Origin of the sequence: Oleidesulfovibrio sp., assembly GCF_047973035.1 — a bacterium.
Taxonomy (GTDB): Bacteria; Desulfobacterota; Desulfovibrionia; order Desulfovibrionales; family Desulfovibrionaceae; genus Oleidesulfovibrio.
In genome coordinates, this window is sequence record NZ_JBKEBF010000039.1 from 101,308 (window position 1) to 124,540 (window position 23,233).

The following is a 23,233-nucleotide window of genomic DNA, read 5'->3' on the forward strand; positions in this document are numbered from 1 at the left end:
TTTAGCGGTCTTAGTTACAAAAGGCGTTCCAAAAAGTGATGATCTGTAAATACAGAGCGTTAAGGGGGCGTGTGGTTTGAGGAAGAGGAAGAAGTTTCCTATTGATTGTCTGAAATTGAGCCAAGCAGGCTCTCAATCATTTGCAACGCTTTTGAGTACGCAGGGCGTGAGCAGTCTTCAGTAGTCAAAGCCTGTTGCAAATACCCGGAAAGAGGGCGCATGAAAGGCGGGTGTTTCTGCCAGAAATCCTGACAAGCTATGCTTACAGGATCTTTTAGGCTTTTAGTTAAAGCACGGCTTAACGAAGTGACGGCTGGAATAAATGTTTGTGCGATAGCCGGTGAGCCTGCTGTTAGTTGCTTCCAGCGTATTGCCACAAGCTCGCCTGAGAGCACGCCGAAAGAATACCCGAAGAACGCCTGCCAGAAGTCTTTTAGCGGCTGCCTTATTAAAGATGAGTCAGGCCGTTGCCCTTCCAAAGAAGAGAGCCTGTAAAGGCCATACTCGTCACGGGAAGTCTTCAAAAGCTCAAGCCCGGGCAGGTGCAGCTTGTTTACGAAGCTTCCTGATGTAGAAAGCATCATACGTACCAGTGATGCAATGCGATGGGGAGTGAATGCGTCATGGCAAAGAGGACGCTTGTGTTTACAACGCCAGCAACCGACGCAGCTTATGGTACTTTGCAGGACAAAGTGACCGGGAGGAAATGGTGCGGTTTCCCATGCTGAGACTGGCCCCATGGACAGGTTAAGAGTTGGTGTTCCGACCCATGCTGCCACATGCATCGGCCCAGTATCGGGCGTTACCAATAGCCGAAGCGAATGAAGAACCTCGACCAGTTCCGGCAGGGAGAATCTTCCTGCCATGTTTAACGCAGGAGCATTGATAAGGGCTGCAACTTCGGATGCTAAAGCCAGCTCTGCTTTTCCTCCTAACAGGACCGGCTTTAAACCTTTTGAAAGCAGATTTTCTGCAAGTGAAGCCCAGAATTGAGCAGAAGGGCGCTTATCTATTTCGCTGGCCCCCAAAAAAAGGCCTACTCGTCCTTCAGATGCTTTTGTATAGCTTATTGTAGGCCAGAATGTTTTTTGGAGTGTCTGTAATGGCAAACTGTCCAGAGCATTCATGTCTGCCCAATGGAACGCATTGTGACGATTGTTATGTGTCAGACTGGTACGGTACAGTTGCCATTGCCCGCCAATCCTGATGGCCCCGTTATCATCATACGGCCCGTACTTAGCGTCTGCTTTTGCACTTCCGGCAAGCCTCGCCGCATTTGGGCGGTGGCTTAAGTTGATAATTGCGGAAAAGGATTCCCGCACAAGAGCAGGAGCAGCATCAGGGGGGAAAAAAGTTACAGCAGGGGATAAGGCCATCAGCCCTTTAAAAAAAACCGGCTCAGCCACCACCCAGATGGGCGCATCAGGAAAGCGAAGACGCAGCCAGCCTAGCAAGGGGAAGGTCAGAACAAGGTCCCCCATGCGTTGCATCTGAATGACTAGGATCGGACGAGAACTCATGGCTAACCGAAAGCTTGCTGCATGTTGCGGATAAGACGCTGAAGCCGGTGTTCGTATGTGTGCTCATTAAGAATACGTTTGCGGGCTGCAGACGCGATACTGTTTCTTGCGGAGGGGTTTGCCAGATAAAAGCGTATCATATCAGCTGCCTCTTTTGGCTCAGAGTAAAACGCTACTTCTTTTTGGGGCTCAAATAATTCATCCATCTGGTAACGCCAGTCCGTCAGAACAAAAGCTCCGCAAGCCGGTACGTCAAACACCCTCTGGTTAACTGCGCCTTTCATCTGTTTACTGGTGCAATTAAAATTGATGGCAGACAAGGGGTAAAACCACGGCAGGTCAGAGTAATAGCTGAGTTCTTTGTGGGACCTCCACTTGTTCCGGTCGTTTTTAAAAGTTATCTGCCAACCTTTATCCCCCACAATCAGCGGGTTGAATATAAGCGTCTGACGCACGCAATTACTGCGATATTGTCTTGTAGCTTCCCATGTGATCATCGTTTCATAGGCAAGACGTTGTTCCGGCTCTGGCAGCTTCTCGTAAGCGGCAAGAACATTAGGATGATCAGCCTTAAGATATCTACGGACATCGCGCTCGTTACTTCGGGAAAAGCCTGCTGCTACCTGTTTGTATTCACGAAGCATGGAGGCCGGAAAGCGTCCGGCTTTCATACGCTGGGCAACTTTGTAGACCATTGAGTTGCCGACAAATGAAACATCTGCCTGCAACGGATGTTGTTGTGCGAGCTTTTTGGAGGGCACAAATCGGCTAGGGTCTGTCCCTAAGGGCAGATGAAAGACATGCTTAAAGCCGAGCTGCTTTAACGAATCAAGGTTGTCGGCATCCCAAGTGAATAAGGCGGTCCAAGGCGAAACCAGCTTATTATAGAGGTACAGAATAAGATGGGGATTGTCGACAAACCACGAGGCAAGCGGAAGCTGCAGTCTTTCCAGCAGCTCCATAAGGATGCCTTCGCGGTCTACACCAAGGTGGTTTATGGTCAGGGCAAAGTCGGGCTTGAATTTGATGACTGCGGTCAGCAGGTGTTCGACAAATTCATTTTGCCCGATAGCATCATCGCCAAGGCTGAGTAATTCGTATTCAATCCCCATCCGCTTAAAGGCTGAGACGACTTCACCCATCAGAAAGTACTGGCTGGTGATCAGTAAAATTCTGGGAGAATTTTGCTGAAAGCGCGGGTAGTTGACCTTGCTCCAGAAATCAAATTTCTCACTGGCTGCAACAGTTTGCTGTACAGTTGCATAAAAATCTCTGTCCAGCCGAAGCCATGCAGGATTGATAATGGCCTTAAGGGCGCGCGAACCATGTCGCAGTTGCCAGTTCGTCAGTTCCTTAAGCGCAGTTTGCAGGTCGGGAGAGTCAACCCATAAGGCTCCGGCCCGTTCCTGCACGTCTTTTTTGATATTTGTCAGTGCGGTGATGCTGGCTTCTTTGTCCAGCACCGCAAATGGCCCTTCGTATTGCTGCATGAAAAAACGTATCGCAGCACCTGTCCCGCTGCCGATAAAGACAGGAAGATAGCCGGAACGCGGCTTGAGACATTCTGCAGGGATGAGGGCTGTCTCCCGTTTTACACCGGCAGGTCCAAGCAATTTCCATTTGCGGGTAGCGAGGTGGATTTCGACATCAACAAGTGATTCTTCAGCAAATACGGGATGTGCGGTGTAGCCTGCAGCTTGTGACATTACATTACCAACTTTTCACACTGGGAGTATGAAAGTAAAATTCAAGACGACTGTTTACATACCGGTTTTCATCAGTGTTATTAGGTAGTAGTGGTTGCGAATCTGCGTAGCCGACTGCCTTCATGCGTGAAGGTGCAATATCTCCGGCCTGCATAAGTATACGTAGGGTTGTAGCTGCTCTGGCAGAAGAAAGTTCCCAATTGGTAGGGTAAAGCGAATTTGAGTCGAGAGATCTGTCGCTGGTATGGCAACGCACAACAAGGCCGAGATTACGTTCTTTCATAATGCGTACCACTGTAGCCAGCTTACTGGCGGCATCAGCCACAGGCTTTGCTGATCCGGGAGCAAAAATTTCAGAGGTAGGAATCCTGATTACAACTCCAGCATCGTCTGTCGAAATCTTTGCAGTTTTTTTCAAGTCGGGGTCTTGAAGCACAAAGTTTTTAATTTCCAGCACCATGCCTAAAAGCTCTTTGTTTTCCGGATCAAGCTCAACGTCTTTACGTTCAAAATCAGACGGTGAAAATGCAGCAAAAGGAGCTTCTTTTCGTTTGACCTGCACGCCAAATGCTTCTTTGATGGACCCCATCAGCGTTTTAAACTTGTTTGCGTCCTGTTGTGCAAAAGAAAGCAGCAATACAAAGAAGCAAAGAAGCAGAGACATCATGTCCGCAAAGGTCGCCATCCAAGGAGGTAGTCCCTCTTCACAAGGGGTGTCATCCTGCCTTTTAGGTGGTGGCGGAGCTTTTTTATCGTCTGCAGCCATGCGTACCTACTTACTAGCCGAGCGCAGGTTGGGAGACAGAAACGATTCGAGTTTTTCTCTTACGATGCTGGGGTGGTCTCCGTTAAGGATGGAAAGAACGCCCTCCATGGTAAGTTCCATGTTGTGCGCTTCTTCGTTGGAACGTTCTTCAAGACGTTTTGCCATGGGCAAAAAGAAAACGTTAGCAAGAACAGCACCATAAAACGTAGTCAACAGCGCAACAGCCATAGCAGGACCAATGGAAGCAGGGTCGCTGAGGTTCTGCAGCATCTGTACAAGACCTACCAGTGTGCCGATCATGCCAAATGCAGGTGCAAAAGTACCTAATCCCTTGAATACTTCCTGACCACGCCTGTGACGCTGCTTCATGATGCTTATGTCAATTTCCATAACGGAACGGACCAGAGACTCTTCTGTTCCGTCTGCAACCAGCTGGATGCCGCGTTTGAGGTAGGGGTCGTCCACGCTGACTTTTTCAAGCGCAACCAGACTTTCTTTTCTGGCTTTTTCTGCAAGGCTGATAATTTGCTGGATAGTATCTACCGGGTCAGGTGCTTTAGCAAAAAAACATTTCATGGCCACTTTGATAGAGCTCAGCACTGTTTTGATCGGAAACATTACAAAGGCAACGGCAATGGTACCACCGACAACAATGGCAACAGAGGGAACGTCAACAAAGCCGCCTAACCCGCTACCCATGACAATGGCGCCCAGAATCAGGCCCATTGCACCAATCATCCCGATTATAGTTCCTATATCCATAATATTGCTTGCTCAGAATTGCTTAGTTATTTTTCCAGCGCTGGAGAATGATAGACTATTTCATCATTCTCCAGGCAAAATCTTACATTTTCAAGATAGTCGTTAACCTTGAGGTAGGCTTTTCCGATACTGATTTCCACACCAGGCCGAACTTTTCCGGGAACCAGAATTCTGCAGCCCGAAGGCACATCCTCTGCGTCGAATTTTTCCCAGATGCTGGTTCTGATGCGGTGAAGAGCCGTAAGCTTTTCAAGTGCGTCTTTTTTTTGCGGAGTAAATTCTTCTCTGTGCTCAGGGCTTTTGGCACACAAGCTTTCGAGGGATTCGACTTTGGTTTTATAAATTTTGATATTTTCTTCTACATCTCGCAATTTGCTGAAAAGAAAAGGGTCGTAACCCATTATGAATTGCGTAGCTGTACCTTGTCCGCCCCCGAGTTGCTCCATAACGTACACCATGCCGGAGGTGTAAATCGTTCCTCCTTGCAGGCGTTCCTTTATCACCACATTACCCGAAGCGTAAATATCTGTATGCATGCAAGAAGTGTCGATCATAACATTCGAACGTGTACGCAATTCTGCATTTTCACAAAAGGGCAGGCGAATATTCTGACTTGCACGTAACAGGGCTGACTTCTGCCCTTTTACACCGGTTTCAGAAGCAAGAGCACCACGCGCGTTTATTTTTGCGCCTTCGATGATTCCTTTTACAAGAATATTATTACCATGAACTTCAAAACCGGTTCGCACACTTCCATGTACCGCGATGTCATTTACAAAGACAACATTGCCAGTATGAAAATCAACATCACGCCTTACGTTAAGCATCTTTTTTACAGTGATTAGTCCGTCATTGTAAAAAACATACCCGTTGGCAGCAGCCAGAATACAATGTTTGTTTGCCGGGTCGATTTTGCAATTCGGGCCGACAGGCAGGGCAGAGGTGTTGTATACATATCGGGAGTCAAGACCGGCGGCTTCTTCATCCGTCACCTGTCTCAGTTCCGCAACAAGTTGGCCTTTTACTACGTTCTGAACATAGCCTAGATTATAATGATCAACTTTGCCTGTTTTGCCTTCTTTGGGCTTCAGCTCAAAGTGGTTGAAGTCAGGATCAAAGTGATGTTCAAGATACCAAGGCATAACAGAGTCCTTTTGGTCGGGCTAAAGAAAGCGTTCGGGCAGGCTGCTTGGTTGACTATGAATCCGTCATGACCAGAAGGTCATCTTCATTTTTTACGATGGTGAAAAAGTCCAGTAGCTGCACAAGGTGCAATGTCTTGATAGCCTGATCGGACGGACGGAATAAAACCATATGCTTGCCGCTGCCTTTCAGCCTGCTATTCACGGAAACGAGCAGCCCTATGCCGGAGCTGTCAATAAAAGGCACTTCAGAGAGATCTACAACAAGATGTGTAAACACAGATGCTTCCAGCAGCTTGTCGCAGCGTTTGCGAATTTGCGGCACTGCTTGCTGGGTCAGTTCTCCGTCGATGCCCATATGCAGAATGTCACCTTGTTGTTCTATTCTGAGGCCACCCATATTTCACTCCCTGTGTTGACTGTTATGTGCAACGTATTTTTGCCACCACTGTTAGAAATGGCAAATGAATCAGCTAGACTGGAAATTATAAAAAGTCCTCTGCCGCTTTCTGCCTCCGGCGGCGAGAGCGGAATCGGTTTTTTCAGGTTAAGAGGACATTGCGTAAAACCTGTTCCCCAATCGCTTACTGTGCATTCTATCCTTACTTTCGGTAATATTCTGATGCAAATTTCAATACGTCCAGATGTAGCGTCAGTATATGCATGCTGGACAACGTTAGCACACGCTTCAGTCAAAATTAAATTTAAATTATGCAGTGACTCTTTATCATTAATCCATTGGGCAATGACTTCAATAACACCTTTTACCACCGCCCGGCATGCATAGGCTTCTGCCTGCGTGGAAAAAGAAAAACTAGCCGGCCTGAGTGTCATAGTATATCCACAGTGCCGTTAAGTCGTCTCTGTAGGCTGGCATTCCGCCGCCAACTTCTGCCAGCTGGTCGGTAATGGACTCCAGAACAGTTTGCCCTTTAGTCATGCATTTTGTGGCAACCGCAATAAAGTCTTCCAGCGAAAACAGGCTGCCGTATTTATCCTTCCAGTCAAAAAAGCCGTCAGTAAACAATAAAAGTCCGCTACCGACAGTAAAAGAACAAGTTCCGTAGCGGATAGGTGGATTGAAAAAGCCGAGAAGAGGCATTGTGCTGGAAAGGTTAGAAAAAGTACCATCTTCTGACATGAGAATTCCGGGGCAATGACCGGCGTTAACATATTGCATGCTGGATTTTTTAAAGTCGATATCAGCGGCAAAAACGGTGACAAAATCTTCTTCAGAACCGATAGCGTCCATCAAATGTTTATCAAGAAGCTCAATAGTCTCTGTCAAAGACATAAACTTGCTTTGTGTAACCCGAAATAGTGTCCGGACAATGCTCATAATAAAAGCCGCCCGGGCACCGTGGCCGGAAACATCTGCAACCACAGTTCTGATACTGGTGCCGTCATGAATGGGAAAGAAATCGAAATAGTCGCCGCTGGCTTCTCCCGAAGGTTGGTACAGGCTTTCTATATGAATTCCCTGCATATAGGGAGTGGCTGTCGGAAGCAATTTACTTTGTAGTGAAGCGACAAGGTCAATTTCATTCTGAATACGGCGTGCGTAATCAACAAGTTGCTTTGTCAACTTCCGTTGCCGCTCGGCAACTCCTACTCGGGCTTTTAATTCCGCAATATCAAATGGCTTGGAAAGAAAGTCATTTGCCCCAAGACTGAGACCACGGGTTTTGGTCTCTGTGCTGTCATCCGCAGTCAGAATAAGAATATACGTTTCGTCGTCGTTATGATCTTCTCTGATAACCCGAAGGACTTCCAGACCATTCATACCGGGCATATTCAAATCCAGCAGGATTATATCAGGCCGTGACTGAGTATAGGCTTGCAGCGCTTCTGTGCCATCAGCCGCTTCGTTGATTTGATGTGTTACAGACAGCAAAGAAGCAAGGGCGCTTCGCACTGATCGTGAATCATCAACGATAAGGATGGAGCTGGAGTCTTTCATTGACCTACTGTCTGGTTAGCATTTCGTCTGAAAGCTCAATTGTGACAGGCCCCCAGTTGGTAAGGCATATATCCATTTCTGCTCCGAAACGTCCCGTTTGTACTTTACCTGATGTACGTGTCTTGAAAGAGTCTATCAGCAAGTCGTAGAGCGTTTCGGCAATTTCAGGAGCAGCGGCCTTGGTAAATGAAGGCCGCTTTCCTTTTCTGCAATCAGCATACAAGGTAAACTGAGATACGATTAAAATTTCGCCTCCGTACTCCTGCAAACCTAGATTCATTTTCCCGTCCGTGTCAGGAAAAATTCGTAAATCAACAGCCTTGCGAATCAGTGTCTCCCAAGTTTTAGACTCTGGAAGCGAAAGGTCATCATGGCCGCCGAAGCCTGCCAGAATCAGCAGGCCGCAGCCGATTTGTCCTATTACTTCGCCCTCCACGCTTACGCTTGCTTTGCGGACGCGCTGAATAAGAAGCTTCATTATTCTGTGTCGCCTTTATCGCCGGAAGAGCGTTTTTTCAACTTCTCTTCTTCTTCTGCGCGTAAAGCCCGTCTAAGGACTTTTCCTACAATAGTTTTAGGAAGTTCTTCTCTGAATTCGACCTGCCGCGGAATTTTATAGTTTGCAAGCTTTGCTCTGCAGTGGGCTATAATATCATTTTTGGTCAGGCTTTCACCAGGCTTAGGCACAATATAGGCTTTAATTACTTCGCCTCGTGTCGGGTGCGGAACGCCGACAGTGACAGCTTCTTTTACTTTGGGGTGCTCATACAGCACTTCATCGATTTCTCTGGGGTATACATTGTACCCGCCAACGATGAACATGTCTTTCTTCCGATCAACAATATAAAAGTAGCCATCTTCGTCCATGGTGGCGATGTCGCCCGTGTACAGCCAGCCGTTACGCAATGTTCCGGCAGTTTCATCAGGACGGTTCCAGTAACCCTGCATGACCTGCGGGCCCTTGATTATCAATTCGCCAATCTTACCGGCAGGCAAGGGGACGCTGCCAAGCTCCATATCGACGATTCGGGCTTCCGTATCAGGAAATGGAACTCCTATTGAGCCATTCTTATTTAATCCTCTGATTGGATTAAGGTGTGTAATGGGAGAAGCTTCAGTAAGGCCGAAGCCTTCAATGATTGCGGCTCCGGTAAGTTTTTTGAAACGTTTCATCTGCTCAACAGGCATAGGCGCAGAACCGGCAATACAGTATTCAATAGAAGTAAGATCGTATTTGCCTACTTCCTTTTGTTGCATCAAGGAGATGTAAACCGAAGGCGCTCCCGGAAAAATTGTGGGCTTATGTTTTGCAATGCCGTCCAGAACATCCTTGGGAACATATCTCGGGAACGGGATAATTGTAGCCGCGAGAGAAGTCGGGAAGATAAGACACGTTGTAAGGCCGTACACATGAAAGTAGGGCAGGAGGCCCATGAAGGTATGCTTGTTGTGAACAAGCTCCTGTAGCATGGCACAGCATTGCTGCACGTTAACGCACAGGTTCTGGTGGGTAAGCATCACACCTTTGGCAATGCCTGTGGTGCCACCCGTGTATTGAAGCAGAGCGAGTGTTTCAGCAGGATCTTCTATCTTTGCGCAGTACCGACGTTTTCCTTTGGTCAGGTTTTTCCACGGCTGAATATGTTCGCCGTCATACGGAACGGGCTTTGCGGTACCGTCTCTATGTGATTTGAAATCGTAAAGAAAATTCAGGGGGAAACGCAGTGCATCAGAGATTTTGGTAACAAAATATTTTTCAATCCCCAGCTTATCTTTCAAAGAAGCAATCTTGGGCCAGACAAGATCAAGCGTAATCATAAACCGTGCACCGGAATCATCAATCTGGTGCACCAGTTCTTTTTCCATGTATAGCGGGTTAGTCATGACCACAATGCCGCCGGCCTTTAGCACTGCCCAGAATGCGATAACAGTCTGGGGCAGGTTAGGCAGCATTATTGAGACCCTGTCACCGTTTTGGAGTCCTTGCTCTCTTAAGTTGGCAGCCAGAATTTCAACTTGCTCATTCAGCTTTGCATAGCTGAGACGGTAGTTACGAAAAACTACAGCTGTACGGCGGGGATGGGTATGGGCAGCTTCATCAAGAAAGGTAAAAAGAGGATGCCTCTTGTAATCAATATTCGCGGGGACGCCGTCATCATAGTGGGCGAGCCAAGGGAAAACGGAAGTAACTTCAGGTGTAGTCATAGTTATTACTGCTGTTCCGGTTAGTAGACGATACCGTGCTTCCTGAGCCTTTTATGAATGTTAGCCTGTAGGCGTTAGCGGTGCAAGAATATAAGGGCTGATGCGTTGTAATTAAAGCTAACTGAGAGCAGGGCGTAGACCCGTTACAGCGGCTACAGCCTTGATGCCTTTCTTTTCGCCTGTAAATCCCAGCTTTTCTTCTGTTGTCGCTTTAACGTTGACCTGGCCGGCCTGAATCCTTGTCAGCCTGCATATGTTTTTATGAATCTGGTCCCGCCACGGGCCAATTCTGGGAATTTGTGTGATAATGGTCAGGTCTATGTGCGTAATGAGCAGACCTTCGTTACGTACTTTTTCAAGTACCTCATTTAGCAGAACAGAGCTGTCGGCATTGTCAAATGCAGCATCGGTATCAGGAAAAAGCATACCTATGTCGCCCATGGCCATGCAGCCAAGAACAGCATCCATCAAAGCATGAAGCAACACGTCTCCGTCGGAATGAGCAAGTACGGCAGGGCCTCCGGCGATTGGTACGCCGCCGAGCTTCATAGGGCGACCATTTTGTCCGAAACGATGAACATCGTACCCCCAGCCGAAACACGGCAACATTGCCGGAGCGTCTGACTTTTGTTTCAGCAAGCTCAGATCCTCCGCGTTGGTAATTTTAATATTATCAGCTTGTCCTGCAACCGTTTGAACGCGCATGTCTTCGCAACGCTCAAGAAGCGATGCGTCATCGGTTACATCCCAGTTATTTTGACGGCAGATTTCGTGAGCTTTGAGTAAAACATTCTTCTGAAAACCCTGAGGGGTCTGAACAGCTACCAGACTGCTGCGGTCAGGAGTTGTCTTTACAATGCCCGCTTCAACTACTTTTATAGTGTCTGTTACAGGCAGCGCAGGGATGACACCTTCAGCTCCGTTATGCAACGCATCAAGAATTCTGTTACACAAATTTGCGTCTGCAAAAGGGCGGGCAGAATCATGCACAAGTACATGGTCACACTGTTCCGGCAGTGCGATAAGGCCGCTGTATACAGAATCCTGCCTTCTTTCCCCTCCGCATACAGTTTTCCAAGGAATGCCCAGCGCTCTTCCATCATCCAACTGTTTCAGGCGAGTCGTAGCAGCTTCAATTTCTTCAGCCGGAAGTACAAATATAATACCACGCACTCTGGCAATGCGGGACAGCATTGCCGCTGAATGCCAGAACAGGGGGGCGCCGTTCCATTCGATGAATTGTTTGCGGGTTCGTCCGCAAGCTTCTGAAATGCGAGCCCCTTTGCCTGCCGCCAACAGCACAGCCCAAGTGTGCATAACTACCTCACAATGCAAAAATCAGGGGCGCCAAAAGCGCCCCTGATTAGTGTTACAAAAGGGAGCCGGACTATAAGCCGGGTTCTGTTCTTTCCAACAGGAAAGCAGCTGCCATTCCTCTAGGACTACAGTTACCTGCAGCCTCAAGCAACCTACCCGAAGACATCGACCGGGCCGGCCTTCAGCGTCTTCCTATTTGGTCTTGCTCCAGACGGGGTTTACCTAGCAGGAATCGTCACCGATTCCTCTGGTGGGCTCTTACCCCACCGTTTCACCCTTACCTGCAATAGCAGGCGGTTTGCTTTCTGTGGCACTGTCCGTGGATCACTCCACCTGGGGGTTACCCAGCGTCTTGCCCTGCGGAGCCCGGACTTTCCTCTCCGTGTCAGACACGCAGCGGCAGCTCGTCCTGCTCCCGAAAAAAATTACTCGGCAGAGGTGTCGTCGCAGAAGTGCTCGCACCAGTAAACAAGGCGCTGGCAGTTTGTGCAGCTGAGAATCTGGGTCCCTTTCTGTAAGTCGATAAAGCTCTGCGGCGGAATAGCAATGTTGCAGCCAGAGCAGATGCCGTTCACTACGGGAACGATAACGGGGTGGTCAAGGCGCTCACGGATAAACTCGTAGCGGGCCAGAACAGGAGCGGGAACAACACTGCCGGCGGCTACACGCTTTTTATCCAGCTTTGCCAGTTCTTTTTCAGCATCTTCAAGGCGTGCCTGCAAAGTTGCCTGCTTCGCTTCAAGATCTTGCTTTACTTCACCATACACTTCATCAAGCTGCGCAATTGCATCATTCTGACGCTGCAGCTCTTCGATGAGGGTGATTTTTTCTTCTTCGCGAAGACGGTTTACCTTTTCAAGGTTGTCCATTTCGCGCATCATTGCGTGGTATTCTTTAGTGTTGCCGACAAGCATCAACTTGCTTTTGCTTTTCTTCACACGCAAAGAATCGTCTTCGATTTCAGTAATAAGACGACGTTCCTGCTCACGCAGATGTTCAATTTTGTCCAGCAGGTGGTTGCGCTGGCCCTCAAGAGTGTTGAAGCGGCCCATGAGAGCTTCTACTTCTTTGGGGGCGTGCTCGAGATCTTTGCGGATGGCCATGATCTCGTTGTCTACCTTTTGCAAGGCGACGAGCTGCTCGATTTGTTTAAGATACAGGCTCAATTTCGTGTCCTCCTGATGGCTTCGAACTGACCGGTAAAAACCGGGCTTCAGGGCCGCTTATTTGCTTACGGCGTGAAGCAGTATGGGATCCTGCCCGGGCAGGAAGGTTATTTCCACATCAGGTGCATGCTTAGCAAGTAGCGCTGCAAAACGCTTCATCATTTCTTCTTCCAAAGAAAAATGCCCTACATCTATAATACACCCGTTTGTATCCAGCGCGCCGTGGTATTTGACGTCGCCGGTAATAAACACGTCAGCACCACGGGCGAAAGCAGCATCAGCAAGAGAGCTGCCCGAACCGGTGCAGTAACCTACGCGTTTTACGCGGTCAGGGCGGATACCGCACACTGACCAGAAATTTCTGTTTACCTTGCTTTCCAGAAGAGCAACTAATTCTTTCCAGCTGCATTCTTGTGGGAGATCTCCGATCATACCCAGTCCAAGAGTTTCTCTGCCTGCAGCTTGAGGCAGTTCTACAACCACAGCACCTTCAGGAGATGCATCCTGAATGACTGCAAGAGCGGAGGAGGGGGCAGTGTCTGCACTATCAAAGGTAACTACTGTTCCGCCGGATTTATGTGCAACATTATATATAGCAGGCAGACTTGTATGCTCAATGCTATGTGCAAAAATAAAGAATGAATAGAGTGAGCTGCTGTGAGTCTGTTCCAAGATATCAATGTTATACAGGTCCAATTCTCTGCCCAACCAACCCACAGGTCCGTCGGCATTGGCATCAAGCGAGGTGTGCGCAGAGTAAAGCGCAACATCCCCGCCAATAAGCTGAGAAACTACATGATGAAAGCTATCCAGCCGGCCAAGGCTTTTAGGCTTCATGTATAGCGGGTGGTGTGTAAGAATGAAGTCAGCACCTAGGTGCAGGGCTGTGTTAATAGTTTGGAGAGTAGGGTCAAGTGCAACAGCAACTTTAGTGAGCGTTTCGCGGGGGGAAGCAATCTGAATGCCGCAATTATCCCACTCGGCAGCACCGTGAAGCGGGGCGAAGCGTTCAATAAGGTTTATAAACTCATGTTGTTGCATGAATATCCTGCAAATAAAGAAGGCGCCTTAACGTGTTTACGTGAAAGCACCACCTGATTGTAAAATTCTGTGATCAGCCTGTATAAAAAGGCAGGCGTGCAGCTATCGCTTTGATTATATTACAAATCAAAGTACATAATGATCTCTCTAAAACATAAAGACAGTCCTAAATACATGAAGTTTCGTTAAGGGTCAAGAAAGAGCAGTTTTTGAAGCATCCTGATGTGTTATTTTTAAGGTGGCTATGATTCATTTAAAGAGTGATGAAATTTGTGCTTGCATCAGATAGGAATTTAGCCTAGATAAACCGCCTCTTGAGCAGGAAACTGCTCAATTGATTTGCGGAGAGGTAGCGAAGTCCGGCCGTAACGCGCTCGACTCGAAATCGAGTTACGGGTTAATAGCCCGTACGTGGGTTCGAATCCCACCCTCTCCGCCAAGAGCTTGAAAACATTGGACATTCTTCCAAAAAGCGCTCGTCAGAGCCGTGGGTACACAAAACGGGTACACACAAGGAGGATTGTCCAATGTCTTTTTCTGCCCCATCCTACCTCACCAGCCATCGAAATGGCCTCTATTTTCGACTTCGAATTCCAAGCGATTTGCGCCCGGTCATGGGCATGCAAGAATTCAAGAAGTCGCTCAAAACCAGATACTTGAGAGAAGCTCGGCCTAAGGTTATAAGACTGGTCACTACCTCGCATGCGATATTTGATGAATTTTGTAAAAGGAGGGATGATGTCATGTCTGGTAGATTAAGTCGTGAATTGGGTGACGCCAGTGTGCCGTTCCCGTTTGATGTTCACGCCATGATTTACAGCGAAGATGCTCCGGCCCTTGAGCTTGAGTTGCACCGAGTTTTTTAGGATAGCCAGATGAATAAGGTTAATCCGAGGAAAGAGTTTTTCCAGACAGGGGTACATGCCATTCGGACAACGCTGGATGATATGTCCATAGAAGCCCACTGGACAATGAAGGCTGAGGCTAGAGAATACCGCGAATCACTGGCAATGGCGCAGCATGCTGCCGAGGCTGTGCCGCTGGCAAGCAATATGTAGCTGGAATGAAAAAGGCATCCGTAATTAAACGGATGCCTTTTTTCGTGTGCGATTGGGATTTCGGTTCGAATCCCGGCAATGAAGATATGAGCTTTTTGCGCCTAACGTAGTGGAATCAATTTCAACTATGCAAAATCTTGACCAAGCGTGATTCATTAGCTACAAAGGCATGGTACACACTCTTTCACTGAAAACGGGATATATCCCTGCAATTTCAGCATGTTGGAGGTTTTGGGATTCCCACCGGTGAAATCCCACCCTCTCCGCCATTCGTTAATAAAAGCGGGAAGTTGGGGTTTTATCTAGCTTCCCGCTTTCTGTATTTTAGCTAAGCCCCACAAGGTGTGCGGCAGCTTTTATGTCCCACCTGCCTACCTATATTTGAAATTTTTGTATAAAATTATTGGTTGCCAGAAACGATAATTAAAAAGCACAGCGAAGAGCGGTTTTATGGATCCTGTGGCAACTTAGCTCCAGCAACTACCTTGACCCCTTTTTTCTGCAACAGCTCTATAATACCTAAGCGAAGGCCCCACGATTCTGGGCTTTGCTTGGGTATTATATTGAGAAAATCTGTGTTTGAAAAATAAAGAATAATTGGTGCACCGTATTCTTTTATCTAAAATCGTAGTATGCGGACGGCCTATCTCGCACTTATATTTACTTTAGTACTAAGCGTGTTGCCCGCGCGAGCGGATTCCTATTACATTCTCTCTGCGGATCTGCCTCCATGGACAATTAATGAGCAGAATGGTGTGTTTGTAGAGATAGTCGCTGAGATTGAGCGTCGCATCGGTAATCATACTAAAGTACGCGTAGTGCCTTGGTCACGTGCCCAGTATATGGCTACCGACAAGACAACAAAGGCCATTATTTTTCCTATGGCACGACTTGCCTCCCGTGAAGACAAATACATCTGGATTGCTAAGATTTTCCCTGCCCGCTTTGCCTTTTGCTCTGATCGTTATCCGAATTTGAATATCCACACTGCCCGGAAATATAGGATTGCTGTACATGAAAATGCTCCTCCTGAGCTTTTTCTAAAAGAAAAAGGCTACTCAAAATTACTTCCTGTACCTTTTGGGGTTGGAACTATTCCCAAAATGCTTGATCTTGGGAGGGTTGATGCTTGGTTTTCTGAGGTCAGCCTTATTGATTATGGCGTACAGGGTACCCCTCTGAAGGGGAAAGTTGAATGTGGGCCTAATGTTTTTGAAGTGTGGCAGTACATTGCAGGTTCAAAAAATATTTCTGATGAAGTTGTGATTGCTTATCAAAAGGCTGTCAAAGATATGCATGCAGAGGGAGTCATAGAGCGAATTATGCTAAAGTACTTATCCCCGAAGGCCATTACTCCATTCGAACAAGTTGACTAGAGTACTCATATGTGGCCATAATTACATTTTTGTTGTTTTAACGCATGGCCTTAAAGAAGCCTCATATGCCCTACAGCATTATAGTGTAGAAGGCGAAAGGGCGGGGGCACTCCACTGAGAAGGATGCAGCTAAAAAAGAGCTCTCTGGAGGAAGTTGAGGAATATCATGTCGCCAAGATTATTTTGGAGAGAAGTCGCTAGTCGAATATTGACCTAACTCCGTCAGTGATTGTTTTTTAAACTGTCAACAAACAACGTCAGTCAGTGCTACAAACTATCTACAAAGGATACGCTTACTATATGTTTGCGCTCTTGAACAATTAGCTAAACAAACGGTAGAAAAGCGATGAGACGAATTTTTTTATTATGCTTTGTTGCGGTTGTTATGCATGTTCAACTTGCTTATGCTGAAGAAAAAGAAATAACATGGTATCATGCAAATTTCCCGCCGGGTTTCATCAATGTCGGTCCAATGAAAGGAGACGGTTATGAAAACTATCTGGAAAATCTTTTACGCGAAGAATTGAACGACTACCATCATACATATCAAATAGGGAACTACGGGCGTATTCTTGAAAAGATAGAATCAGGCAATGCTTGTTGTGTAGCTTTGATACGGACGGAAGAAAGAGAAAAGTTTATTGAATATAGTTATCCAACAATGATTGCTTTGGCAAACGGGCTATTCATTGAATCAAAACGGATTGAGGAATTCAAGCCTTTTATAAATGATGACGGCTACATATCGATTGAAAGACTCTTTGGTAAGTCGGATTTGCGGATGGGCGTTTCGAAAGGAAGAAGATATCATGGGGCTGTTGATACAATTTTGAACGACAATCCTGACTCGAAAAAAATTGTCATCCGTTCCGGCGAAGATGTACTCAAAGGCTTACTGAATATGCTCGGCGCGGGTCGAAATGTAGACTACGTAATTGGATATCCACATGAGATCAGGTGGTTAAACTATAGGGAGGAGCTTAAGGGGAATTTTACTTTTATTCCAATTTTAGAAATGCCTCAATATGTTATCTCCCAAATCGGTTGCAGCAAAAATGCTTGGGGTAAAGAGGTGATCCACCGGATAAATCAAGTTCTCGCCAACGGATACATCCCGGAATATAAAGAACGGTATCAGCGCTTCCTTCCACCAGAAGCTGTTGCTCTTCACGAAAAATACATTAAGGAAGTTTTCCCTTAACCCTGCAGGCAGATTCAGCCGTAACTGGTATTTCAGAGCATAGGCTAGGAGGCGGCAACGCTGAAAATCAAAACATTTCTACTGTAAAGTCTGTAGGCTGACTGCCCAAGTACGGTATATTCAGGGCTGTGCTTCGCTTTTTATTAAAGATAAGGGTTGAGAGTTAGAGGCTTTCAGCCCTTTTACTTTTACAGGTTGTAACTTGTTTTGAAAGGCACCGTTACTCCTGCATTTAGGTCATTGACTCGTTTTCAGGCGTGGCTAGTCCAGCATATGTACGTGCCTCTTTTACAAGCTACTATTTGAAGCATCAATTTACTGCTCATCTAACCATTTGCGCCTGAGCCGCAAATGAAGTATTAATACGGGTTCTGTGGCTGTTAGCGTTTGCAACGCTTGGTTTAACGCTGTGCGGCATCAGCTGACACCCAAAATGACTGTAAGGACACCTTTTATTATGATTAAGAAAAAAGACAAAAAATTCTCTCTGCTGGACGGACGTGAAAAAGCGGAAAAAGTTGCTCGTCTGATGAATGATAAAAAGGCCGCTGGCCTGATGCTCTTTGACTTGCGTGGCATCAGCGGTTTTACCGAATATATGATTATTGCTTCTGCAGGCTCCCTTCGTCAGGGGCAGGCTTTGGCTGACCTTGTGCTGGATTACTGCAAGCAGAATAATTTCGAATTCTTGCGTGCAGAAGGATATCAGGCAGGAAAGTGGATACTTCTGGATATGAACGACGTAGTTGTGAACATTTTTCAGAATGACGCCAGAGAACTGTATAACCTCGAGGGCCTTTGGGCCGATGCTCCTCAATTGGAGCTTCCTGCAGCCGGAGCCGAATAATGCCAGAAGACACACTCGCCGCATCTGATGTTTCACCTGTTCTTTTACTTATTCTTGATGGGTGGGGAATAGGTAAGAAAGATGAAGGCAATGCCGTATTTCAAGCCCGTACCCCTGTTCTTGATTCTCTCACCGCCAATAATCCGACCGCGGAGCTAACGTGCTCCGGGCGGGCAGTGGGATTGCCGGAAGGCTTTATGGGAAATTCGGAAGTCGGCCACATGAACATAGGTGCCGGCAGAGTCGTGTATCAGGATATGACCCGCATTGATATCGCTGTTGAGGAAGGGGCGCTTGCTGCCCGTCCTGCCATCAGCGGACTGCTTACGTCACTTAAAAAAAGTGGCGGAAGGCTGCATCTGCTTGGCCTTCTTTCTGACGGCGGAGTTCACAGCCACATCAGGCACCTGTATGCGCTTGTAGAAGCTGCTCGCGAAGCCGGAGTGCCTGCCTGCATTCATGCGTTCATGGATGGTCGTGATACGCCTCCGCAGAGTGGGCTTCAGTTTATCAAAGAACTGGAAGCAGAGCTGCAATGCATAGGACATGGAACCATAGCAAGTGTGACAGGGCGTTACTACGCCATGGACAGAGACCAACGTTGGGATCGCAATGAAATTGCGTGGAATGCTTTAGTTCACGGCATTGCGGAATATTCAGCTTCTGCTGTTGAAGCTGTAGAGAGTGCCTATTCCGCAGGCGAAACTGACGAATTTATCAAGCCGCGTGTTATTGCCGTTGCGGAACAGCCCAAAAAGCTGATTGCCGACAATGACGGTGTATTCTTCTTTAACTTCCGAGCGGATCGGGCACGCCAGCTTACCCGTTGTTTTACGGATAAAGCATTCACTGCATTTGACCGGAAAGCAGTTCCTAGGCTTTGCGGCTTTGCCACGATGACATCATACGATTCCTCTTTCAAGCAGCCTGTGGCTTTTTCTAAAGAAGCTCTTACAGACACTTTGGGAGAAGTGGCAGCCAAAGCTGGCCTTCGCCAATTGCGCATTGCCGAAACGGAAAAGTACGCCCATGTAACCTACTTTTTTAACTGCGGCAAAGAAGAGCCCTATGAAGGAGAGGACCGTGTTCTAATTCCTTCTCCCCGTGATGTTGCAACATATGATTTAAAGCCGGAGATGAGCGTTTATGAAGTTACAGACGCGCTATTGTCCGCTTTCGATAAAGATTATTCGCTGTATGTATGCAATCTGGCCAACCTTGATATGGTTGGACACACTGGGATTATGCCGGCTGCAATCAAGGCGTGTGAAGCTGTCGATGCCTGCACCGGAAAAATTGTTGACGCTTTTTTAAAGAAGGGCGGCACCATTATTCTTACCGCAGACCATGGTAATGCAGAACAGCTTGTTGATGATGCAGGGAATCCTTACACGGCCCACAGCACAAATCCTGTTCCTATGGTTCTCATCGGAGCGGAGCAGGGCGTTTCCTTACGATCGGAAGGTAAGCTGGGCGATATTGCTCCTACCATTCTGGATATTTTGAAAATGGCAAAGCCTCAGGCTATGAGTGGCGAGAGCCTGATCGTCAAGGGATGACTATGAGCAACGAATCCAATAAGCCTCTTGCGCCTGTGAAGCCTATCGCATTAGAGCTTCTGCTTTTTTACCCTTGCCCTTTTTGTGATCACAAAATGCCAATGCTGAATCCGGTAAAGCCAACTGTAGCAAGGTGCGATAGTTGCCTGAATGCTTTTCCTGTGGTCCCTGTAGATGCCCGAACTCTTAGCTTTCTTAAAGTAATGCTGGATAACGGCAGAGCATCTATTGATCCTGATTTTATGTAGACAAAACAGTGGTTAAAAAAACTCTGCCAATAAAAAAGCCCCGATCGCGGGGCTTTTTTATTGGCAGATAAAATGCATCAAAACTATTTTGCTACAGCGGCTGTAGCCGCTTCGCTCAAACGTGCTTTTATGTACTCGACACGTTCTTCATCCCACTCATCAAGATCAAGGCAATGCGCATCTTCGCCCAGAAGGCCTCCGGGTACAAAGTCTCCCAGTTCTTCAGGGTCATTAATCATATCTTCATAAAAACACACAGAAAGCCAGCGCTCTGCAGGGTCATCATCAATAATATCTACAAGAGTAAAAAGTTTTCTACCCTGCTGATTCGGATGCGCTGCACGAAGGGAGTAGCTGATGCCGGGACGTGCTTTAAAATCAAAAGTAACACCGTCAAAAGACTCCAGATGGCTTTTAAACATTTCAAAAGCCTTACGTGCTCCGTTGTAATCTTCCCAGTTGGACAACAGATTACTTAGTTCATTCACAGCATCAGGTTGCATAGTCTACTCCTTATTAAAGAGGTGGCAGAAAAATCAATAATGTTGGTGAGTGCTCTCTCATCGGGCGAATGTTTTGTCAATCTTTTGATAAAGATGGGGCTCTATATCAGGTAAAAATACTATCCGGATTCATTAGCAAAATATAAAATAAAGTATGCTTTGCAAAACTGATAAAAACCGGCACCAGCTACTATTGACTTCTGTTTGGGATAGACATTTTTGCATACGGCAAGTAAAAGTGCTTCCCCGCTTAAAAAAAGTTAACAAAAAAAGGTAACTTTTTAATGACGGTAAGCGGGGATTTTCGCAGAAGGGCTTTCTGACGGGGAAAGCCTTATGCCGTGGATAGTTTTTACTCGTTTATACAAAACAGTAAAAATTTGTAGAGCACCTGAGCCTGAAACATCGAAGTCTTTGTCAGGTTCTGCAACAGTTTTTAGGAAGAGCAATGAGTAAACGTGAACAATGGGGCTCACGAGTAGGCTTTATTATGGCCGCCGTGGGCTCTGCCATCGGTCTGGGCAACATCTGGCGTTTTCCATACGTCGCATACGAAAATGGCGGGGGAGCGTTCCTTATCCCTTACATTTTTGCCCTCCTTACTGCTGGTATCCCTTTTATGATTCTTGAATTCGGGATGGGGCAGAAGTATCGCAGCTCTGCACCGCGCCTTTTTGCGCGTCTCAATCCCAAGTGGGAATGGATTGGCTGGCTTCAGGTAATGGTCGCAGCAGTAATCGCTACCTATTATATTGCAGTCATCGGCTGGACACTAAACTATGTGACCTTTGCTTTTGATCAGTCATGGGGCGAGGATACCAAAGCTTTCTTTTTTGGAGAATTCCTTGGCCTTACCGGTGGTCCCACAGAGCTGGGCGGCGTCCGCTGGCCTATCTTCGCTGCGTGTTTGCTGGCTTGGGTTCTTACTTGGGTAGCCTGTGTATCCGGTGTAAAAAAAGGTATTGAGCGGGCCAACAAAATCCTCATCCCCACACTGTTCTTTCTGGTGCTGATCTTCATCGCAAGGGTACTTACCCTCGATGGCGCTCTTGACGGTGTCAACTACCTGTTTACGCCTGATTTTTCGAAAATTCTCGATTACAAAGTATGGGCTGCAGCTTACGGACAGATTTTCTATTCGCTGAGCGTCGGCTTTGCTATTATGGTCGCTTACTCCAGCTACTTGCCTGCTGATGAAGACGTAAACAATAATGCCACCATGACAGTTTTCATCAACTGTGGTTTTTCTTTGCTCGCAGGCGTGATGATCTTCAGTGTTCTTGGCAATATGGCACTTGAAACCGGCTCTTCCATCAAAGACGTAGCTGGTGCCGGTGTCGGTCTTGCCTTTGTGACCATTCCCAAGGCAATCAACTCGCTGCCTGCGCCTACCTTCTTCGGCACTCTGTTTTTCCTGTGCCTTACCATGGCAGGCGTAAGTTCACACATTTCCATTGTTGAAGCCTGTGTTTCTTCGTTGATTGATAAGTTCGGATGGGGCAGACGTAGCACCGTGTCTTACTTCTGTCTTGGCGGCTTTGCCGTTACAGTTATGTTCACTACCGGTGCAGGCCTGTACATTCTCGACATTGTAGACCACTTCATCAACAGTCAGGCTTTGCTTGTGGGAGCTTTCATCGAAATTATTCTGCTTAGCTGGGTGCTTAATCTTGATGATATGCGCAAACATGTTAACGCCGTCTCGGACTTCTCTGTAGACAAGGTATGGAAGAAGTGCCTTAAGTTTGTAACTGTGGCAGTTCTCGGTTACTCGCTCCTTTCAAACCTGCATGGCGACCTGACAAATGGTTACGGTGGGTATGCTTCCAAGGACCTGTTATTCTTCGGTTGGTCACTGCTGCCTTTGTGCATCGTGATTGCTTTCTGGATCAAGAATCAGGAATCTGTGGAACGCTTTGTAAGAGTTGAAGAAGGAGCGAAATAATGAGCCCTGAAGCAATCGTCATGATGGTAATCGGCTTTGGAATCACATGGGGCGGCGCTTGTTGTTGCTTTGCTGTCGCTATCCGTAACAACCGTCACAAATAGTCTGTTTACAAAAATGAAAAACAAAGCCGGAGCGAATTTTCGCTCCGGCTTTTATTTTTGCAATGGATTAGAGTCAGGCTTACATGCTGACTTCATAGCTTTTGATATATCGAAGCAAATAAAAGCGGGTTGGTCCTTCGGGCGGAGTGACTTGCAGTGCCATGTTTTCAAAAATCGAGTAAAACAGGCAAGGCATGCTTTCAGAGCCGCCATCGGCGTATCTGACTGTCAGAGTATACTGCGGTTTATGGCCGGAGGCTTGCAGCCTGATAGTCTTAGAGACCTCGCTGTACATGAATTTCTGCCATGCTTTGGAGGCTGCCGCTCTGTTCTCTTCATTGTCGTGGATAGTACATAATCCTGTTTTAAAACTATCGCACGAGGGTGTAAGCCCGAGAATCCAGTGTGTAGAAGCGTCCTGACCGCAAACATGGCATGGGATCATTTCCTACCTCCAGATCGCAAAAAGGTACCCCCCAGCATAGCTGGGGGTTCTTCATATGCGCCTATAAGGCTTTCTTACTAGCAGCGCCCTAGCAGGCGCACGTTCGTCTGGTATCTGCATCTCTGTTACTTGCGACCCGTAAACGGGTTTCCAGAATATGGAAGAGATAATTGATCACCAAGCTTATCATGCTCAAGTTGGTGCCTAATGTAATCTTGTATCTTTGCCTTATTTTTTCCAACTGTATCTACGTAATATCCACGGCACCAAAACTCGCGATTCCGGTATTTAAACTTAAGATCGCCAAATTGGTCGTACAACATTAAGCTACTCTTTCCTTTCAAGTACCCAATAAAACTTGA

Annotated in this window: 25 protein-coding genes, 1 tRNA gene, 1 other RNA gene and 1 pseudogene; 11 read left to right on the forward strand and 17 right to left on the reverse strand. The window is 47.0% G+C overall.

What is annotated here, in order from left to right; all coding sequences use genetic code 11:
* Positions 1–98: 98 nt before the first annotated feature.
* From ACK5LI_RS13920 to ACK5LI_RS13985, 14 genes are all read right to left on the reverse strand, one after another.
* Positions 99–1,520 carry a glycosyltransferase family 9 protein gene (locus ACK5LI_RS13920; RefSeq protein WP_416950394.1) on the reverse strand — a complete coding sequence of 474 codons (1,422 nt, stop codon included), beginning with the start codon at positions 1,518–1,520 and terminating at the stop codon, positions 99–101.
* 2 nt (positions 1,521–1,522) lie between these two features.
* Positions 1,523–3,226 carry a CgeB family protein gene (locus ACK5LI_RS13925; RefSeq protein ID WP_416950396.1) on the reverse strand — a complete coding sequence of 568 codons (1,704 nt, stop codon included), beginning with the start codon at positions 3,224–3,226 and terminating at the stop codon, positions 1,523–1,525.
* Positions 3,227–3,230: 4 nt separating this feature from the next.
* On the reverse strand, positions 3,231–3,992 hold the full coding sequence (locus ACK5LI_RS13930) for a flagellar motor protein MotB (protein ID WP_416950398.1): 762 nt from the start codon (positions 3,990–3,992) through the stop codon (positions 3,231–3,233).
* Between the two features lie 6 nt (positions 3,993–3,998).
* Positions 3,999–4,754, reverse strand: coding sequence for a motility protein A (locus ACK5LI_RS13935; RefSeq protein WP_416950400.1), 756 nt, complete (start codon positions 4,752–4,754; stop codon positions 3,999–4,001).
* Between the two features lie 26 nt (positions 4,755–4,780).
* Positions 4,781–5,896 carry a FapA family protein gene (locus ACK5LI_RS13940; protein WP_416950402.1) on the reverse strand — a complete coding sequence of 372 codons (1,116 nt, stop codon included), beginning with the start codon at positions 5,894–5,896 and terminating at the stop codon, positions 4,781–4,783.
* A gap of 55 nt (positions 5,897–5,951) precedes the next feature.
* Positions 5,952–6,296, reverse strand: coding sequence for an STAS domain-containing protein (locus ACK5LI_RS13945; RefSeq protein ID WP_416950404.1), 345 nt, complete (start codon positions 6,294–6,296; stop codon positions 5,952–5,954).
* The gene (locus ACK5LI_RS13950) at positions 6,278–6,730 is read right to left on the reverse strand and encodes an ATP-binding protein (protein WP_416950406.1); all 453 of its coding nucleotides are present in this window, start codon (positions 6,728–6,730) and stop codon (positions 6,278–6,280) included. The genes ACK5LI_RS13945 and ACK5LI_RS13950 overlap by 19 nt, the downstream gene beginning before the upstream one ends.
* Complete coding sequence (locus ACK5LI_RS13955; RefSeq protein ID WP_416950408.1) at positions 6,711–7,856, reverse strand: PP2C family protein-serine/threonine phosphatase; 1,146 nt, start codon at positions 7,854–7,856, stop codon at positions 6,711–6,713. Before ACK5LI_RS13955 ends, ACK5LI_RS13950 begins: the two co-directional genes overlap by 20 nt.
* Positions 7,857–7,860: 4 nt before the next feature.
* A complete protein-coding gene (gene dtd / locus ACK5LI_RS13960) occupies positions 7,861–8,334 on the reverse strand; it encodes a D-aminoacyl-tRNA deacylase (protein ID WP_416950410.1) in 474 nt (157 codons plus the stop codon).
* Positions 8,334–10,061, reverse strand: coding sequence for a long-chain-fatty-acid--CoA ligase (locus ACK5LI_RS13965; RefSeq protein WP_416950412.1), 1,728 nt, complete (start codon positions 10,059–10,061; stop codon positions 8,334–8,336). Before ACK5LI_RS13965 ends, dtd begins: the two co-directional genes overlap by 1 nt.
* Before the next feature lie 117 nt (positions 10,062–10,178).
* Entirely contained in the window at positions 10,179–11,378 is a 1,200-nt protein-coding gene (gene ispD, locus ACK5LI_RS13970; RefSeq protein ID WP_416950414.1) for a 2-C-methyl-D-erythritol 4-phosphate cytidylyltransferase, read from the reverse strand.
* Between the two features lie 57 nt (positions 11,379–11,435).
* Positions 11,436–11,794: RNase P RNA component class A (rnpB, locus tag ACK5LI_RS13975), an RNA gene on the reverse strand.
* 9 nt (positions 11,795–11,803) lie between these two features.
* Positions 11,804–12,544 (reverse strand): zinc ribbon domain-containing protein, encoded by a 741-nt coding sequence (locus ACK5LI_RS13980; RefSeq protein WP_416950417.1) that lies wholly within the window; start codon positions 12,542–12,544, stop codon positions 11,804–11,806.
* 57 nt (positions 12,545–12,601) lie between these two features.
* Positions 12,602–13,585, reverse strand: a complete 984-nt coding sequence (locus ACK5LI_RS13985; protein WP_416950420.1) for a Nif3-like dinuclear metal center hexameric protein — start codon at positions 13,583–13,585, stop codon at positions 12,602–12,604.
* Between the two features lie 343 nt (positions 13,586–13,928).
* Here ACK5LI_RS13985 and ACK5LI_RS13990 point away from each other — a divergent pair.
* The 9 genes and pseudogenes from ACK5LI_RS13990 to ACK5LI_RS14030 all read left to right on the forward strand — a co-directional run bounded on the left by ACK5LI_RS13990 (position 13,929) and on the right by ACK5LI_RS14030 (position 19,874).
* Positions 13,929–14,024: transfer RNA gene (locus ACK5LI_RS13990), tRNA-Ser, on the forward strand.
* A gap of 88 nt (positions 14,025–14,112) precedes the next feature.
* Positions 14,113–14,292 (forward strand): annotated as a pseudogene (locus tag ACK5LI_RS13995) (DUF6538 domain-containing protein); the annotation flags it as partial.
* Between the two features lie 36 nt (positions 14,293–14,328).
* A complete protein-coding gene (locus ACK5LI_RS14000) occupies positions 14,329–14,451 on the forward strand; it encodes a GIY-YIG nuclease family protein (RefSeq protein ID WP_416950450.1) in 123 nt (40 codons plus the stop codon).
* A 9-nt stretch (positions 14,452–14,460) separates the two neighbouring features.
* Positions 14,461–14,643, forward strand: a complete 183-nt coding sequence (locus tag ACK5LI_RS14005) for a hypothetical protein (RefSeq protein WP_416950422.1) — start codon at positions 14,461–14,463, stop codon at positions 14,641–14,643.
* Positions 14,644–15,398: 755 nt separating this feature from the next.
* Positions 15,399–16,019 (forward strand): substrate-binding periplasmic protein, encoded by a 621-nt coding sequence (locus ACK5LI_RS14010; protein ID WP_416950424.1) that lies wholly within the window; start codon positions 15,399–15,401, stop codon positions 16,017–16,019.
* 346 nt (positions 16,020–16,365) lie between these two features.
* On the forward strand, positions 16,366–17,220 hold the full coding sequence (locus tag ACK5LI_RS14015) for a TIGR02285 family protein (protein ID WP_416950426.1): 855 nt from the start codon (positions 16,366–16,368) through the stop codon (positions 17,218–17,220).
* A gap of 457 nt (positions 17,221–17,677) precedes the next feature.
* Positions 17,678–18,067: a ribosome silencing factor gene (gene rsfS / locus ACK5LI_RS14020; protein ID WP_416950428.1), complete on the forward strand. Its 390-nt coding sequence runs from the start codon at positions 17,678–17,680 to the stop codon at positions 18,065–18,067.
* The gene (gene gpmI, locus ACK5LI_RS14025) at positions 18,067–19,626 is read left to right on the forward strand and encodes a 2,3-bisphosphoglycerate-independent phosphoglycerate mutase (protein WP_416950430.1); all 1,560 of its coding nucleotides are present in this window, start codon (positions 18,067–18,069) and stop codon (positions 19,624–19,626) included. The genes rsfS and gpmI overlap by 1 nt, the downstream gene beginning before the upstream one ends.
* 2 nt (positions 19,627–19,628) lie before the next feature.
* The gene (locus ACK5LI_RS14030) at positions 19,629–19,874 is read left to right on the forward strand and encodes a hypothetical protein (RefSeq protein WP_416950432.1); all 246 of its coding nucleotides are present in this window, start codon (positions 19,629–19,631) and stop codon (positions 19,872–19,874) included.
* A gap of 83 nt (positions 19,875–19,957) precedes the next feature.
* On the opposite strand, the gene ACK5LI_RS14035 is transcribed toward ACK5LI_RS14030, so the two are convergent.
* A complete protein-coding gene (locus tag ACK5LI_RS14035) occupies positions 19,958–20,377 on the reverse strand; it encodes a hypothetical protein (protein WP_416950434.1) in 420 nt (139 codons plus the stop codon).
* Between the two features lie 448 nt (positions 20,378–20,825).
* Between ACK5LI_RS14035 and ACK5LI_RS14040 the strand changes: the two genes are divergently transcribed.
* Positions 20,826–22,322, forward strand: coding sequence for a sodium-dependent transporter (locus tag ACK5LI_RS14040; protein ID WP_416950437.1), 1,497 nt, complete (start codon positions 20,826–20,828; stop codon positions 22,320–22,322).
* Complete coding sequence (locus tag ACK5LI_RS14045; protein ID WP_416950439.1) at positions 22,322–22,426, forward strand: MetS family NSS transporter small subunit; 105 nt, start codon at positions 22,322–22,324, stop codon at positions 22,424–22,426. Before ACK5LI_RS14040 ends, ACK5LI_RS14045 begins: the two co-directional genes overlap by 1 nt.
* Before the next feature lie 79 nt (positions 22,427–22,505).
* Here the strand turns inward: ACK5LI_RS14045 and ACK5LI_RS14050 are convergent, their stop codons facing one another.
* Together ACK5LI_RS14050 and ACK5LI_RS14055 are read right to left on the reverse strand one after the other, a co-directional pair.
* A complete protein-coding gene (locus ACK5LI_RS14050) occupies positions 22,506–22,871 on the reverse strand; it encodes a hypothetical protein (protein WP_416950441.1) in 366 nt (121 codons plus the stop codon).
* Between the two features lie 125 nt (positions 22,872–22,996).
* Positions 22,997–23,233, reverse strand: a 237-nt coding sequence (locus ACK5LI_RS14055) for a transposase (protein ID WP_416950443.1), incomplete at its 5' end; no start/stop codon positions are given.